The organism is Pseudoclavibacter sp. Z016 (assembly GCF_002931215.1).
Lineage (GTDB): Bacteria > Actinomycetota > Actinomycetes > Actinomycetales > Microbacteriaceae > Pseudoclavibacter.
On the sequence record NZ_PSTU01000011.1, the window covers coordinates 1,034,286 to 1,049,285 of the forward strand.

At 69.3% G+C, this 15,000-nt stretch carries 16 protein-coding genes; 8 read left to right on the forward strand and 8 right to left on the reverse strand.

From position 1 onward, the window contains the following. Positions 1-33: 33 nt before the first annotated feature. From C5B99_RS10885 to C5B99_RS10900, 4 genes are all read left to right on the forward strand, one after another. On the forward strand, positions 34-864 hold the full coding sequence (locus C5B99_RS10885) for an aldo/keto reductase (protein WP_104241775.1): 831 nt from the start codon (positions 34-36) through the stop codon (positions 862-864). Between the two features lie 72 nt (positions 865-936). Continuing rightward, positions 937-1,878 carry a DUF4349 domain-containing protein gene (locus C5B99_RS10890; RefSeq protein ID WP_181064988.1) on the forward strand — a complete coding sequence of 314 codons (942 nt, stop codon included), beginning with the start codon at positions 937-939 and terminating at the stop codon, positions 1,876-1,878. A 107-nt stretch (positions 1,879-1,985) separates the two neighbouring features. Then, positions 1,986-2,906, forward strand: a complete 921-nt coding sequence (locus C5B99_RS10895) for a PRC-barrel domain-containing protein (protein WP_104241780.1) — start codon at positions 1,986-1,988, stop codon at positions 2,904-2,906. 8 nt (positions 2,907-2,914) lie between these two features. After that, positions 2,915-3,202: a YciI family protein gene (locus C5B99_RS10900; RefSeq protein WP_104241782.1), complete on the forward strand. Its 288-nt coding sequence runs from the start codon at positions 2,915-2,917 to the stop codon at positions 3,200-3,202. Positions 3,203-3,269: 67 nt separating this feature from the next. Here C5B99_RS10900 and C5B99_RS10905 read toward each other — a convergent pair whose 3' ends face one another. Then, complete coding sequence (locus C5B99_RS10905) at positions 3,270-4,757, reverse strand: MDR family MFS transporter (protein WP_104241784.1); 1,488 nt, start codon at positions 4,755-4,757, stop codon at positions 3,270-3,272. 104 nt (positions 4,758-4,861) lie between these two features. Here C5B99_RS10905 and trxA point away from each other — a divergent pair, with 104 nt between their 5' ends. Further along, complete coding sequence (trxA, locus tag C5B99_RS10910) at positions 4,862-5,248, forward strand: thioredoxin (RefSeq protein ID WP_104241786.1); 387 nt, start codon at positions 4,862-4,864, stop codon at positions 5,246-5,248. Here trxA and C5B99_RS10915 read toward each other — a convergent pair. The 3 genes from C5B99_RS10915 to C5B99_RS10925 form a co-directional block, all read right to left on the reverse strand. Continuing rightward, complete coding sequence (locus C5B99_RS10915) at positions 5,188-6,138, reverse strand: SDR family NAD(P)-dependent oxidoreductase (RefSeq protein WP_104241788.1); 951 nt, start codon at positions 6,136-6,138, stop codon at positions 5,188-5,190. The genes trxA and C5B99_RS10915 overlap by 61 nt on opposite strands. A gap of 92 nt (positions 6,139-6,230) precedes the next feature. Continuing rightward, on the reverse strand, positions 6,231-7,319 hold the full coding sequence (locus tag C5B99_RS10920; RefSeq protein WP_181064989.1) for a GNAT family N-acetyltransferase: 1,089 nt from the start codon (positions 7,317-7,319) through the stop codon (positions 6,231-6,233). 101 nt (positions 7,320-7,420) lie between these two features. Further along, the gene (locus tag C5B99_RS10925; protein WP_104241792.1) at positions 7,421-8,191 is read right to left on the reverse strand and encodes an alpha/beta fold hydrolase; all 771 of its coding nucleotides are present in this window, start codon (positions 8,189-8,191) and stop codon (positions 7,421-7,423) included. A 156-nt stretch (positions 8,192-8,347) separates the two neighbouring features. Between C5B99_RS10925 and C5B99_RS10930 the strand changes: the two genes are divergently transcribed. From C5B99_RS10930 to C5B99_RS10940, 3 genes are all read left to right on the forward strand, one after another. Further along, on the forward strand, positions 8,348-9,157 hold the full coding sequence (locus tag C5B99_RS10930) for a siderophore-interacting protein (RefSeq protein WP_104241794.1): 810 nt from the start codon (positions 8,348-8,350) through the stop codon (positions 9,155-9,157). A gap of 370 nt (positions 9,158-9,527) precedes the next feature. Continuing rightward, positions 9,528-9,731, forward strand: a complete 204-nt coding sequence (locus C5B99_RS10935) for a cold-shock protein (protein ID WP_068478769.1) — start codon at positions 9,528-9,530, stop codon at positions 9,729-9,731. A gap of 512 nt (positions 9,732-10,243) precedes the next feature. Beyond that, the gene (locus tag C5B99_RS10940) at positions 10,244-11,446 is read left to right on the forward strand and encodes a TetR/AcrR family transcriptional regulator (protein WP_181064990.1); all 1,203 of its coding nucleotides are present in this window, start codon (positions 10,244-10,246) and stop codon (positions 11,444-11,446) included. A 73-nt stretch (positions 11,447-11,519) separates the two neighbouring features. On the opposite strand, the gene C5B99_RS10945 is transcribed toward C5B99_RS10940, so the two are convergent. The 4 genes from C5B99_RS10945 to C5B99_RS10960 form a co-directional block, all read right to left on the reverse strand. After that, a complete protein-coding gene (locus C5B99_RS10945; protein WP_104241798.1) occupies positions 11,520-11,969 on the reverse strand; it encodes a DUF1622 domain-containing protein in 450 nt (149 codons plus the stop codon). An 8-nt stretch (positions 11,970-11,977) separates the two neighbouring features. Next, positions 11,978-13,183 (reverse strand): MFS transporter, encoded by a 1,206-nt coding sequence (locus tag C5B99_RS10950; protein ID WP_308471586.1) that lies wholly within the window; start codon positions 13,181-13,183, stop codon positions 11,978-11,980. A 78-nt stretch (positions 13,184-13,261) separates the two neighbouring features. Then, positions 13,262-14,563, reverse strand: coding sequence for a heparan-alpha-glucosaminide N-acetyltransferase domain-containing protein (locus C5B99_RS10955; RefSeq protein WP_104241800.1), 1,302 nt, complete (start codon positions 14,561-14,563; stop codon positions 13,262-13,264). A 56-nt stretch (positions 14,564-14,619) separates the two neighbouring features. Further along, positions 14,620-14,970: a DUF2200 domain-containing protein gene (locus C5B99_RS10960; RefSeq protein WP_104241802.1), complete on the reverse strand. Its 351-nt coding sequence runs from the start codon at positions 14,968-14,970 to the stop codon at positions 14,620-14,622. Positions 14,971-15,000: the final 30 nt, after the last annotated feature.

The window sequence follows — 15,000 nt, forward strand, 5'->3', positions numbered from 1 at the left end:
CCCGGTGCTCAGAACGCCGACCGAAAGGCCCAGATGACCTCGCCGCTCACCCCCAGCCTGACCATGAACGACGGCATCCAGATCCCCCAACTCGGTCTCGGCGTCTACAAGGTCCCGGACCTCGAGGCGACCAGGGTCGTGGTGGATGCCATCGACCTGGGCTACCGACACCTCGACACGGCGGCGTTCTACGACAACGAGGCGGGCGTCGGCCGCGGCATCCGCGAGAGCGGGGCTCCCCGCGAGGAGCTCTTCGTGGCGACGAAGGTCTGGCACGACCGACACGGCTTCGAGGAGACGCTCACCTCCTTCGACGAGAGCCTCGAGAAGCTCGGCCTCGACTACGTCGACCTCTACCTCATCCACTGGCCTGCCCCGGCGCAGGGCAGGTACGTCGAGACCTGGCGAGCGCTCGAGCGGCTCCATGGCGAGGGGCGTGCCCGATCCATCGGCGTCTCGAACTTCAAAGGACACCACCTCGATCGCCTCGCGGCCGAGACCGAGACCGTGCCGGCCGTCAACCAGATCGAGCTGCATCCTCGCCTGCCGCAGGTCGAGACCCGCGCGTACAACCGAGCGCACGGCATCCTCACGGAGGCGTGGTCGCCGCTCGCACGGGGCACGCTGCTCGACGAGCCGGCGCTCCTCGCCCTGGCCGACAAGCACGGCAAGACGGTCGCCCAGGTCGTGCTGCGCTGGCAGCTGGACCTCGGCAACGTCGTCATCCCGAAGTCGGTGCACCGCGAGCGACTCGCCTCGAACCTCGAGGTCTTCGACTTCGCGCTCGACGCCGACGACCTCACCGTCATCGCCGCCCTCGAGTCCGGCGAACGCACCGGCAAGGACCCAGACCTGTTCTTCTGATCGCGCGCCCGCAGTCGATCTCTGGGGGAACTCGGAGCACGCCGAGCGCCGCCAGGTGCTTGCATGACTCCTATGCGCACCACATTCCGGCGGCTCGGCGCCGCGACCGCCCTCGCCCTCAGTGCGCTCCTGCTCTCCGGATGCGCGAGCGGCATGTCCTCGACCGAGTCGCAGTCCGAATCGGCGCCGCAGGGCGTCGCGCAGGACTCCGCGGGTGCCCCGGAGGCGGCCGCTGGCGCCACGCAGGAGAATCGGGACGTGGTCACGACGGGCTACGTGGGGATCCAGACGGGCGACGTGCCCGGGGCCCGCACGCAGGTGGAGGCCCTCGTGGAAGCACGCGACGGGCGCATCGACGCCCGATCGGAGACGGGGGGCGACTCCATCTCAGCGCAGCTGACCGCGCGGGTGCCGGCAGCAGACTACGACGCGTTCATCACCGAGCTGCGCGAGGTCGGAGAGGTGGTCTCCGTCGAGACCTCCGCCGTCGACGTCACACTGCAGAAGACGGACATGTCCTCACGCGTCTCGACCCTCGAAGCGTCAGTGACCTCGCTGCGAGGGATGCTCTCCTCGGCCACGGAGGTCGACGACCTCCTCGCGATCGAGACGACGCTGACCGAGCGCACGAGCGAGCTGCAGAGCCTCCGCGCGCAGCTCGAGGTACTCGAGGAGAGCATCGCGTACTCGACCGTCTCCATCTCCATCTCGAGCGATGCCCCGTCTCCCGGGGAGGAGCCCGCTGGCTTCCTCGCGGGCCTGCAGGACGGCATGGCGGCACTGCTGCGCGGGTTCGCCTCATTCTGGACCGCGCTGGGCTTCGCGCTCCCCGGTCTCGCGCTCCTCGCCCTGCTCGGCGCCGCGGCCTGGGTCATCGTGCGCCTCAGCATGCGCTCCTCGGCTGCCCGAGCGGCCCGCCGGGCGGAGGCGTCGGCCGCTGCCGCCGCTGCCGCACAGCCGGCTTCCGCGGCACCGGACGCCGGAGGCCGCGTGCCCGCCGAGCCCGCCTCGTAGCGCCGATTCGGCCAGCGCACCGCTGCAATCGCTAGTCTTGTGCAGGTCGTTCGTGCGCACGTGGGCACGGATGGCCCGCCACATCCACGTTGACCGAGGAGCACAGCATGGCTGCCGACGACACGAACACCAAGTTCGACCCCGATTTCGAGCCGCGCGACGAGGACACCACGCGCATCGAGGCCGCGGGTGTCCCCGACGAGGACCTGGCTCCGGGCGACACGATCGGGGACCTCGCAGACGACCCCATCGAGCCGCCCCAGGACACCGACGAAACCTCGGACTCACTTGCCGCCGGCACCGGCCACGTGAGCGGCGAGAGCAGCGCAGCCGCCCAGCTCAAGGCCCACGAGGCGAAGCTCACCCGCATCTTCCAGGCGACCGTCTTCGGCCCGGGCGACGAGCGGATCGGCCGTGTCGGCCAGGTGTACCTCGACGACCAGACGCGCGACCCCAACTGGGTCACGGTGAAGACGGGCCTCTTCGGCACCAAGGAGTTCTTCATCCCGCTCGATGTCGCGGAACTGGACGAGAAGCGCATCCTCGTGCCCTACTCGAAGTCACTCGTGACGAGCGCTCCCAGCACGGAGGTCGACCAGAACCTCAGCCCTGCCGAGGAGGACGCGCTGTACGTGCACTACGAGGTTCCGGGGCGCATGCCCGAGAACGGCACGGAGACGAGCCTCGTCGAGGATGGAACCGAGCTCCGTCCTGGCAGCGCCCCCGTCATCATGGAGCAGAGCGGTGACGACTTCGGCGACGCCGACGAGGCGACGCGGACCGAGGACGCGCTGCTCGCCGAGACCGTCGCCGATTCCGCCTTCGACACCGAGGCCAGCATCGACGCCCACGAGACGGCGGCGCCCCTGCTCTCAGCCGACGACGACGACACTCGCCTCATCGCGACTGCGGAAGCCGCGGCGAGCGACGACGAGTTCGAGGCGCCGACGGTGACCGAGTGGGAGGAAGTCAGCTTCCAGCGGCCGAGCGACGAGCCGACCGACCCGACCAGCCCCGACCGGAACTAGGAGCCTCCGTGCCTCTCTTCGCCACGATCTACCACTACGCAGACGATTCAGCCGACACCCGCGACGAGCACCGCCCCGCGCACCGGGCCTGGCTCGGCGAGCAGAAGGACGCGGGCCTCCTGAAGGCCTCTGGCCCTTGGGCCGCTCCCCACTCGGGCGCGCTGCTCCTCTGGGAGAGCGACGACGAGGCGTCCCTGCGGGAGCTCCTCCCCGCCGACCCCTTCGCCGCAGTCGGCGTCATCCGCCAGACCGACGTCTACGAGTGGACACAGGTCTTCGGACCGTTCACCCCGTAGCTGGCGAACTCCCCAGCACCTCGACGAAGCCGGTCGCCGCACTCGCGGCGGCCGGCTTCGTCACGAGCTAGGCCTGCTCGTGGGTCTGCGCAGGCTCGGCGGAGCTGCCGGGTGCCGCTGCCCTTGGCTTCTCGAAGAACAGCACGACGACCGCTCCCGCGAGGAAGGCGGCGATCGGCAGCAGCAGCGACTGCCCCAGGGCCGCGGAGAACCCCTCGGCGACCGCGGGCGGCAGCGCGCCGCTGCTCTGCTCTGCGGCATCCGCCGGCATGCCGGGCAGCTCGGCCGCGAGGCGCGAGCTGATGAGGGCGGCGATCGCGGCCGACCCGAGCACCGAGCCGACCTGGCGGGTCATGTTGTAGACGCCGGATCCCGCTCCAGCGAGTGCGGGAGGCAGGTTCCGCGTAGCGCTCGTCGCGAGCGGTGCCCAGAGGCCGGACATCCCGAGGCCGAGGAAGGCGGGTGGGATGAGCAGCTGCCAGAGCGGCGTGTCGGCCGTCATGAGCAGCGACATCCACCCGAGCGCGGCAGCCACGATGAGGAATCCCGCGAACGCGATCCAGCGTGGCTCGGTGCGGTCGGTGAGGCGGCCCACGAACGGCGCCATGACCCCGGACACGACGGCCATGGGAACCAGCATGAGGGCCGCCTGCGTCGGCTCGAGTGCGCGCGCCGTCTGGAAGTAGAACGCGATCGGGAGCGGCATGGAGACGATCGCGAGGCCCAGCACCGAGATGCCGAGGTTCGCGACCGTGAAGTTCCTGTCGCGGAAGAGCCCGAGCGGCAGGAGCGGCTCCTTGCGGTTGAAGCGCTGCCAGACGACGAAGCCGACGAGCACGACCACTCCGGAGACGATGAGTCCCCACACGGAGATGGGTCCGACGATCTGCCCCCAGTCGAACGTCTCGCCTTCCTGGATGCCGAACACGAGCAGGAAGAGACCCACAGCGCTGAGCACCACGCCCAGCCAGTCGAACGAGTGCGCCTTGGTCTCGAGATCGGGCACGAGACGCCAGGCCAGGATGAACGCGACGACTCCGACGGGCACGTTGACGAAGAAGATCCACTCCCAGCCGAGGCCGTCGACGAGGAACCCTCCGAGGATAGGGCCGACGAGGGTGGCGACTCCGGCGACCGCACCCCAGAGCCCCATGGCGGCACCTCGCTTGTCCGGCGCGAAGATCCGAGTGATGACCGACATGGTCTGCGGGGTCATGAGAGCGGCGCCGAGGCCCTGCACGGCACGCGCCGCGATGAGCATCCCGATGTCACCCGAGAAGCCGCACCAGAGTGATGCGAGGGTGAAGACGACGAGGCCGATGAGGTAGATGCGCTTCGGGCCGAAGCGGTCGCCGAGGCGACCGGTGATGAGCAGCGGCACGGCGTAGCTGAGCAGGTACGCGCTGGTCACCCAGATGACGGCGGTGATGTCGGTCTGGAGATCCCTGAGGATGGCCGGGTTCGCGATGGAGACGATCGTCGAGTCGACCAGGATCATGAAGAAGCCGATGACGAGGGCCCAGAGGGCGGGCCAGGGGCGGGAGACTGTTTCCACGAGGGTGGATGCTACGCCCCTTGTCGGGCCGTTGCGCGCCACGTGAGGAATAGCCGGCGGGCGGGGCGCGTTGTGCTCCCCGTACGCCCAGAGACAGGAGACGCATGCCAACCATCGACATCACCACCGAGACGTTCAAGGACACGGTTGCCTCCGAGGGCATCGTGCTCATCGACTTCTGGGCCGAATGGTGCGGCCCCTGCCGCCAGTTCGGTCCCATCTACTCCGCCGCTTCGGAGCGCCACGAGGACATCACGTTCGCGAAGGTCGACACAGAGAACAACCAGGAGCTGTCCGCCGGCCTGCAGATCACGTCGATCCCGACGCTGATGGCGTTCCGCGACGGCGTGCTGCTCTACCGCGAGGCCGGGGCCATGCCGCTCGCGGGGGTCGAGAAGCTCATCGAGGCCCTCGAGAACGTCGACATGGATCAGGTTCGCGCTGAGATCGCCGAGAAGTCGGGCGCTGCGCCCGCCAACGAGGCGCAGTAGGCCCAGAGCTTCTCCCCCAGCTCGGGGTCGTAGCTGCGCCAGTGCGAGGTGCCGATAACGGGCATTCCCCGCGTGAGGTGGGCGGGGACGATCGTCTCCCCGCCTGCCAGCTGCGGGTCGGTGACGGCCCTGAGCTGGCAGAGGGCACCCTCGTGCTTGCCTTGCGCCGCGAAGGCGAGGAGGCTGTCCAGGGTGCGCTTGCCGAGCGACGGTTCGTGGACGCCCGGGATCGTCGGGGTGAGACCGCCCGTCGAGTAGCCGGGATGCGCGACGAGGCTGCGCACGTGCCCGCCAGCGGCGCGCGCTCGACGGTCCCCCTCGATCGCGAGCACCTGCGTCGCGAGCTTCGACTGCGCGTAGGCGTTCCAGGACGTGTAGCCGCCGCGCAGCTGCACATCCTCGAGGTGTGCCCTCGTGAGCGCGGGCGCGATGCTGCCGAGCCACACGAGGGCGGCACCCTCACGGAGCGCGGCCCCCACTGAGAGGTGGCTCAGGAGGGCGAAGTGGCCGAGCGCGTTCGTGGCGAAGACCCGTTCGATGACGTCGCTCGTCTCTTCCCGCTCGGTCGGCGGATGCACGACTCCGGCGTTGAGGACAAGACCGTCGAACCCGGACGCAGCTGACGACGGGTCGCCGATGAGTGTGGACGCCGCGCCGCGGATCGCCTCGAGCTCCGCGATATCGAAGGCGAGGGTCGTGACGAGCTCGGGTCGTCCCATGGCTGCGGCCGCAGCCTCGAGCCTCGCGGCGCTTCGTCCCGTGATGACGACGTTCGCGCCGCGGGCAGCCAGGCTCTTCGCCGTGAAGAAGCCGAGCCCCGTCGACGCGCCCGTGATCAGGTAGCGCCTGCCGGAGAGGTCGTGGGGCCCGAACTCAGCTGCGGCGCTCACGCGTCGTCGCCTTCATCGAAGTGCTCGTACCGCGGCATGGTCCGCTCCTCTTGGCTGTGGCTGAGAGATCCTGCCTCAGCAGTCTAGGAGCGTCAGATCTCCAGAGCTGGGGAGGCCTGCAGGTCGTAGCCGAACGCGTAGAGATGTACGACGACGCCGGGGGCGACCTCCTTGGGCCCCTCCCGGTCGGTGAGGTGCACGAAGCCGAGCCGCTCGTACAGGCGGTGGGCGCCGAGCATCTCCGGGCCACTGTTCATGACGACCCGCGACGCTCCCCGATCCCGCCCGAGGGCGATGACGTGGCCCGCGAGCGTCTGTCCGATGCCGCGCCCGCGCGCCTCGGGGGCTACGGCGAGCATCCTGAAGTCGAGCTCGCCCTGCCTTGCGAGCTGCGAGATCCGCTGCCCTGGTCGTGGCGTCCAGACGGATCCGAGGATCGTTCCGGTCGCGATGTCCTCGGCGACCCAGACCTCGTCTTCACTGGCTCGGCTCGCGGCGTCCCGCAGGTCCTCGGCGTAGCTCGCCGTGACCACGTAGTCGTTGCTGTACGCGCGCTCGGTGAGGCGCCCGACCAGCTCGACCTCGTCGTGCCGAACCAGGCGGAGGCGAACGCCTTCGGTCTGCGTGAGGTCGTAGCGGTAGGCGAGCTCGGCTCCGAACGTCTCATCGTCAGTGTCGCGCCCCTTGACCCGCGAGAAACCGACTCGTTCCGCCAGCCGCCGCGCCTGCGAGTTCGAGACGCCGACATCGAGCACTGCCGCGCGGGCACCGCTCCGCCGGGCGAGGTCGAGAGCGGCGTGGACAAGCGCGTCTGCGACCCCCGCGCCGCGAGCTTCGGGGGCGACGGCGGTGAAGCGCAGCTCCGCCTCGTCACCGCGGGCGAGACGCGCCGGTTCGGTGCCGGCGCGCAGCAGCGTCGAGGTTCCAAGGATCTCGGGAGCGCCGTGCTCGGGTTCGTCCGCGACGGCGACGAGCACGGTCCCGGCTTCGCTGCGGGCGGCGACGTCGAGTTCGGCTGCCCGGCGGGACTCGCGCCATGGCTCATTGCCGTGCCCGCCCGAATCGAACGATCGAACCGTGAGTGCCCCGATGGCGGCGAATTCGTCCGCTCGGGCCTCTCGAACGGTGAAGGTGCCAGGGTTCGTGTTCGTGTGGGGATCGACGCTTGGTGCGACGCTCATAGACCATCCAATACTTCTCCGGGCAAGCCGCGCCCGCATGTGCAACTGTCCAGCATACGACGCCGGAGGCACACGCGCGGCGGCAAGGGACCGCTCTGGAGTCAGCGCTCGTCGTCGTCAGGCGCGATGATGCGGTGCGAACCGGTCGCCGGATGCGCGGCCCTGGCCCGCACGGAGGCGAACTGGCTCTCGACGATGTCGGCGACGACGGCGATCGACTGCTCATCGAAGCGGTCGTGCTGCCCCTCGGCGACTTCCTGCGCGTCGACGTGGCGCAACCACGACGTGGTGGCGCTGACCGACGACGGTGTGTAGCCGTTCGTCTCGGCCACAGCACCGCCGAACAGGAACGCGACGGGAACACGGAGACCCGCGAGGGCGTCGCGTGAGGAGGAGCCATCGTCGTCGGCCAGCTGAGCGTCGCCGAGCCCGCCGTTGACGAGAACCAGGGCTCCGACACGTTCCGGGTGGGCGGCGGCGACCGCGACGGCGAGGTCCGCGCCCCTCTCCGTGCCGACGAGCACCGCTCGCTCGACGGAGAAGTGGTCCATCAGCTCGACGACCGCGTGCGCGGTCGTGTCTCTCGCCGCTCTCGAACGCTGCGGCCAGCCCAGATCGTCGATGGACGGCGCCAGGACGTGCGCATCCGGGAGGAGCCCGGCGAGCGTCTCGGCCGTGGCACCATGCTGCTCCCCGAGCAGCAGGAGATTGTCGTGCTTGCGTCCCTCTCTGGAGACGCGGACCAGCACTCCGACGCTGCCGCCGGTGAGGTCGACACTGAGCCCTCTTGGCCGGATCGAATGCGGTTCCGCCTTGGCGGAGCCGAGTGGTCGCAGCGCGCGAACGGGAGCGTCTGCCTCGTCACCCGTCATGCGATCCACTCCTTCGCTGGCTCTCAATGCTACGCACCCTCGCTCCAGCGTAGACGCGGCACCGTGTGCACCGCGGACAGCGCACCTCTCGGATACGCCCTCTGGCCCAGCCGCACCCCCGCGACTAAGGTAAACCTAACTCACGAAGGAGCGACCATGTCGAACATCACCACCACGCACGCCGCGAGCGGTCTCGTCAGGTCGCGCCTCGCGGCCAGAGAGCGCGTGAGCGAGCACGTCGTGCGCGTGACGCTGGAGGGCGATGACCTCGCCCGCTTCCAAGGCCTCGGCTTCGACCAGTGGTTCCGTCTGCTGCTCCCCCAGCAGGACGAGACCGTCTTCGATCGCGTGCCCGACCGCATCGACTTCAAGGGCTACCTCAAATACCTGCTCATCTCGCAGTCGACGCGCCCCGCCCTGCGCAACTACACCGTGCGCGAGTTCCGCCAAGCCCAACGACAGCTCGACATCGACGTGATCGTGCACGGCGACGCCGGCATCGCCGGCCCGTGGGCTCGCGACGCACAGATCGGAGCACCCGTCGCGCTCATCGACCAGGGCTGCGGATTCGCGCCACCAGCATCCACCGACTGGCAGCTGCTGGTCGCCGACGAGACCGGGATGCCCGCGATCGTCGGCATCCTCCGCGACCTGCCGAGGACAGCCCGCGGGCACGCGATCGTGGAGATCCCATCTCAAGGGGACGCGCAGCCCGTGGAACTGCCTTCGGGATTCACGCTCGACTGGGTGACACGCCCGGACGGGGCCCGCCCTGGCCAGACGGCGCTGCAGGCAGCACGAGACACCCGACTCGAGGGCTCGACGCCCTACGCCTTCGCCGTCGGCGAGTCGCAGCTCGCGACCGGCGTCCGCCGACACCTGGTCAGAGACCTCGCCGTACCGAAGACCCAGGTGACCTTCGCCGGCTACTGGAAACTCGGCCGCAGCGAAGCCGCGCAGGCCTGACCGAACGGTGGAAATCGAGTGCGTGACCCCGCGTGACTTTTCCGCGAGAAAACACCTTCGATTGCGGGCGCGGAGCGTGATAGCGTTGGTTTCACGCGCTGAGCGTCGGGAAGCCGTCCAGTAGCACCGCAGTTAACACGGGTCGAGCGCGCGCCCCATCCGAATCGGAACTGCCCCCAGACAGCACCGAGCCCAAGAACTTATCCACCCCTTATCTTTGCTCTCCTACGGCGCCGTGGAAGAGCAGCCCGAATCGTCAGAGATTCGGCAGCGCATTCCTGCGCGAAATAAACCGTGCCTAATAAGCACAGATCCGTTCGCGGATCACCCGCCCGAAGTACGGGCTGCATAACAATGAAGGAAGAAAAACATGGCAACTGGCATCGTGAAGTGGTTCAACGCAGACAAGGGCTACGGCTTCATCGCTCCGGACGACGGAACGCCCGACGTCTTCGCGCACCACTCCGCAATCGACGTCCAGGGTTTCCGCACGCTTGAAGAGAACCAGCGCGTGGAGTTCGATGTGACCCAGGGACCCAAGGGTCTCCAGGCCGAGAGCATCCGCCCGCTCTAAACACAGGCTCTCAGCGGTCCCCGTCCTCTGACGGGATGACCACGCACAACGAGTGCGACCTTCGGGTCGCACTCGTTTTGTCTGTCCCGGCGAGTGCATCCCGTTGACCACTCACCACGAATGACCTCACGGTTCGCAAACCAGAAGCCGACTTCACCTCGCCCGCAGCCTCCGATCTGTCAACGACGACGATCGCGGCGAACCCCGTGTGCCCCCTTGGTGAAGTGGGAGAGCAGAGCACTCGCCTCACCGACGCGGAATGGGCAGTTCCGTCTGCTCGCGCTGGCGGCTGGTGGCGCTTCTGGCTCCCGCCACCGAGGCCAGACACGATCCGCGTGAGGGCGGCATTCGTCGTTCACGGGGAGTCCTCCCCCGTGAGCCGAAGATGTGGTGTGTTCCAGGGTCGACTGGCAGGGAGGAAGGTATCCTTCTTGGGCGAGGCGCGGACCCCCGACCGCGAAATGCCTCGTTCACTACCAGCACCAGACCTCGAACGGAGCAACACTCCCTCCATGACCACTCCCCCCACGTGGCCTCATACCCCAGTCGTCCGCCCCAAGGACCGCAAGCAGCGCATCGAGTCCGCCGCCACTCAGGCATTCGCCCTGCGCGGCTACCACCAGGTGAGCATGAGCGACGTGGCAGCGTCGGTCGGCATCTCGGCCCCCGCCCTCTACCGTCACTTCGCGAACAAGTACGACCTCTTCAAGCACACGGCGTTCGGCATCGTCGACGCGGTCGAGACGGCCACCGACGACGCGGCAGAGAGCGCAGCGGTCATCGGCGCTCCCCCGGCCGAGCAGTCCTCTGCGCTGATCAGCGCGACGCTGGACAGCCTCATCAAGCGCCGCGGCACCGGAGAGATCATCCGCTGGGAGTCCCGCTACCTCGAGCCCGCCGATCGCGCGTCCGTCGACCAGCGCCTCGCCAAGGTCTACGGTCGCTTCTCGACGGTGCTCAAGGAACTGCGCCCGAACCTGCGTGCCGAAGACGCCGCCTTGCAGAGTCGTGCGGCCTTCGCCGTGCTCGCGAGCGTCTCGATGCACCGCACCAGCATCTCGTCGGCCGCCGCCGACTACCTCCGTGCGGCTGCCCAGCGCGCCTTCGAGGCAGAGCTGCCCGAGATCGAGTCGTACGTCGCTCCCGCAGCCACCGGAATCCCTTCCACGGCGAAGCGCGAGCAGATCGTCGCCCGGTCCATCGAGCTCTTCTTCGCGCGCGGATACAACCTCGTGAGCATCGAGGAGATCGGCGGTGCCGTCGGCATCACCGCCTCCGGCGTGTACCGGCACTTCGAGAGCAAGAGCGGCATCCTCGCCGCTGCGTGCTCACGTGCCGCCGAGTACCTCGGCCAGGTGACCCGCGAGGTCTTCGCCGCCGTCGACAGCCACGAAGCCGCGCTCGATGGCCTGATCGACGCCTACGTGGAAGCCCAGCTCGCGCACCACCGGCTGCTGCAGGTCTACATCGCCGAGTCGACGAACCTCGGCGACGACGAGCGGGAGCGTCTCATCGCCCTCCAGCGCGACCACGTCGAGGAGTGGGCAGGACTCCTGCGCGCCGTGAAGCCGCAGTTCTCCGCCTCGGAAGCGCGCTGCGTCGCGCACGCCGGATTCCACGTCGTGGACTCGCTCGGGCGAGTGCTCGCCTGGCAGGACACGCCGAGCAACCGAACGCGCGTCGCCCACATGCTCCGCGCGGTCCTCGACGTCTGACGTTCGAGCACACGACGAGCCGTGGCCCGCCCCGTCCAGGGTGCGGGCCACATTCGTCTCTCGACCCGGCACCTCAGACGACGGTGCGCCCCTCACCGGCCCCGGTCGCACCTGCAGACTCGGGACGGCCTGCCGCTCTGACCTGGTCCGCCAGCAGCTGTGCGCCGCTCGTGGTGAGAGCACGGCGCCACGGCAGCACACCCTCGATCTCGATCTGGATGGACATGCTCAGCACCGTTCGGATCACGACGATGAGTCCCAGGATGAGAGCGTCCTCAAGCGAGGGCTTCGACGTGATCGTGCGGACGAGGTCGGCGGCAACGAGCACCTCCAGTCCGAGCAGGATGCCAGCTCCGAGCGAGGTGCGGAGCGTCGCGAGGGCGACCTTGCCGCCCTTCCCTCGCACGAGGGCCAGCACGGCGAGCACCACCGCGATGACGATGCCGATGACGATGGCCGACGCGCCGAGCGCCTCGACGACGACCGCGACGATCTCGAACACCTGGTCCATGGATTGCTGCATGCCTGCTCCTAGGAGGTCGGATCTGATCGGCGAGTGCGCCCCGCGAGAACGCCTGCGCATAGGAACGCCACGACTCCGGCGATCGGAACCACGATAAGCCCGACGCGGAGCGACGTCGCGTCGGCGAGCAGGCCGACGAGGGGCGGTGCGGCGAGGAAGCCGAGGCGCATGAGCCACGACACCAACGTGATGGCCGTGCCCGGCTTGAACCCTGGCAGCTCATCGGCCGCATGCAGGGCCGCGGGCACCAGCGTGGCAATTCCGAGACCAGCGGCCGCGAAGCCCGCGATCGTCCCCCCGACGCTCGGGAACAGCAGCGCGACGCCCATTCCGAGCGCTGTCACGAGGCCACCCGCCTGCGCGACCCGCCGCTCGCCGAAGCGATCGACGAGCCGGTCCCCGAGCATCCGCCCCACGAACTGCGCCCCGACGAGCGCGATGAAGCCGAAGGCCGCGAGCGCCTGCGGGGCCTCGAGCGAACCGGACAGGTAGAGCGCCGCCCAGGTGCTGCCGGAATCCTCGACGACCGAGCCCGCCACGGTGAGCAGCACGAGCGCGAGCAGCACCAGGTACTTCGCCGAACCGCCGCGAGCGGATGCCCCGGCCTTGACGACCCTGATCCCCGCCGTCGTGACCTCGACGTCGTCGTGCTCCGGGCCGGGGATCATCCACCGGTAGGCGAGGACCGCGACGAGCGTGAACAGGGCGCCGCTGACGCCGAGGTGCAGCGGGAGCGGCACCTGGAGCGCCACCGCGGCGGCTCCCATGAGGCCGCCGAGCACGGCCCCGATCGACCAGATCGCATGGAAGCCGTTGATGATGGAGCGCCCGAAGCGACGCTGGACCCGCAGCCCGTGCGAGTTCTGCGCCACGTCAGTGAGTGCATCCGCCGCCCCACCGAACGCGAAGGCGGCCGCCAGCAGCAGTCCGTTGGGGGCGAAGCTCGCGGCGAACAGTGCGACGCTCGTGATGGCCGTGCCGGCCACGGCGAGACGCGACGACCAGAAGCGACGGATGAGCGCTGCGGCCGCCAGCCCCGCGAGAAGGGCCCCGCTCGGGTAGGCGGCGACGACGAGCCCGAACTCGACGTTGCTCAGAGCGAGCTCGGCCTTCACCCCCGGATAGCGTGGCAGCAGATTCGCGAAGAGCGCCCCGTTGGTGAGGAACATGGCCGCGACTGCGATGCGCGCGCGCCGGTCGACCCGGGAGGTCACTCCCCGACCGCGATGTCATGGTTCTTGCTGAGCATGCAGCAATCCAAGCACAGCGCGAGCAGTACTCGCGGCGCTGGCTCATTCCACCGTCTGCGAGGGGCGAGGCGCCGCGAGGGCCGCGAACCGCTGGCCGGTCCAGGTCACGGCCGCCTCCAGCGGGCCGCGCCGCTGCCACCAGAAGAAGACCGCACCGACAGCCAGGGCCCCCGCCACGTGGATCAGCCAGATCGGGGCGCTCGAGACGAGCCAGAACAGCTCGGGGGCCTCCGCGAGCCACCCTCCGCTGACGAGGGTCGTGTAGGTCACACCCGCGACGACCACATGCAGCGCGTAGATGGTGAGCGGTGTTGCCCCAGCGCCCAGCGCGGGTCCGAGCACGCGGATGGCCGTGTCGCCGAGTCGGAGGCAGACAGCCAGGCACAGGCCGATCGCGATGAGCGAGGTGCCGGCTGTGATGGCGAGATCGAACGTCGTTCCCGAGTGCGGCGCGGGTGAGGCGAGGAACCAGCTGCTCTCCGTCGGCGTGGTGCCGAACGCCGCCGAGTAGAAGAGCTCGGAGGCCTGCGCCCCCGTGCCTGTCGAGGCACCGATCGAGTTGAGGCCGCCGAAGGGGCCCGCCAGCAGCATGCTGATGCCGACTCCGACCAGCGCGAGGAGCGCGCCGACTGCCGTGAGTCCGAAGCTCAGCTGCAGGATCGTGCCTCGTTCTCGGGCCGCCAGCAGCATCCGCCCGACCACCATGCCGACGATCGCGTAGACCACCCAGGTGAGCACGGGGTAGGTGCCCGTCACGAAGAGTCCGCGGAGCAGCTCGAGCGGATGTGCCAGGTCGAACCAGTTCGGCGTTCCGAGCTCAGAGCCCACGTTGAGCGGCGCCCGCAGCAGCATGGAGAGGAAGGGCCACAGGCCGGCCCACGCGGTCGCGACCATGAGCAGGGAGAGGTTCGAGAGCCGCAGCAGTGGGACGAGGAGCCAGAAGACGAGCCCGTAGTAGACGAGGATCACGGCGATCGGTGTGGGGACGAGACCGAGCGTCATGCCGATCAGCATGAGGGCGAGGCCGCGCCCGAAGACGTTGAGGGCCGCGGCGCCGAACGCTCGGCGCTCGCGCTGTCGCTGCGTCGTCAGCACGACCCCGATGCCTGCGAGCACGGCGAACAGGGCTGCGGCCTTGCCGCCGAGGAACGCGGCCAGCGCCGGCGTCGAACCGTCGGCGTTCGTGACCCAGACGTGGGTCGCCATCATGCCGATGAGCGCGAGGAACCTCGCAAGGTCCAGGCCGGAGATGCGTCCGCCGCGCCGAGAGCCCGCGCCGCCCCCGATCCGCCGGCGACCGAGAGAGGAGGTGGCCGGGTTGCCTGCGGGGTTCGGGGCGCTCACACCCTCACGCTACCGGCAGAGGGCACCGCGCCGCACTCCGCCGACGGGCCCGGGCCTCAGGCGCGGAGGATCTTCTCCATCGCCTTGCCCTTGGCCAGCTCGTCGACGAGCTTGTCGAGGTAGCGGATCTCCTGCATGAGGGGCTCCTCGATCTCCTCGACGCGGATGCCGCAGACGACCCCGGTGATGAGCGAGCGCTTCGGCTGCATGAGCGGCGCATCGCGGAAGAACGCCTCGAAGTCGACGCGCGTCTCGATCGTGCCGCCGAGCTGCTCTTCGCTGTAGCCGGTGAGCCAGCGGATGATCTCGTCGACCTCGGCCTTGGTGCGTCCTTTGCGCTCCGCCTTCGCCACGTAGTGGGGGTAGACGTCCGCGAACGCGGTTCCGTAGATGCGATGCCCGGCCATGTCAGCTCCTCCGTGTCGTCGCGATCCTAC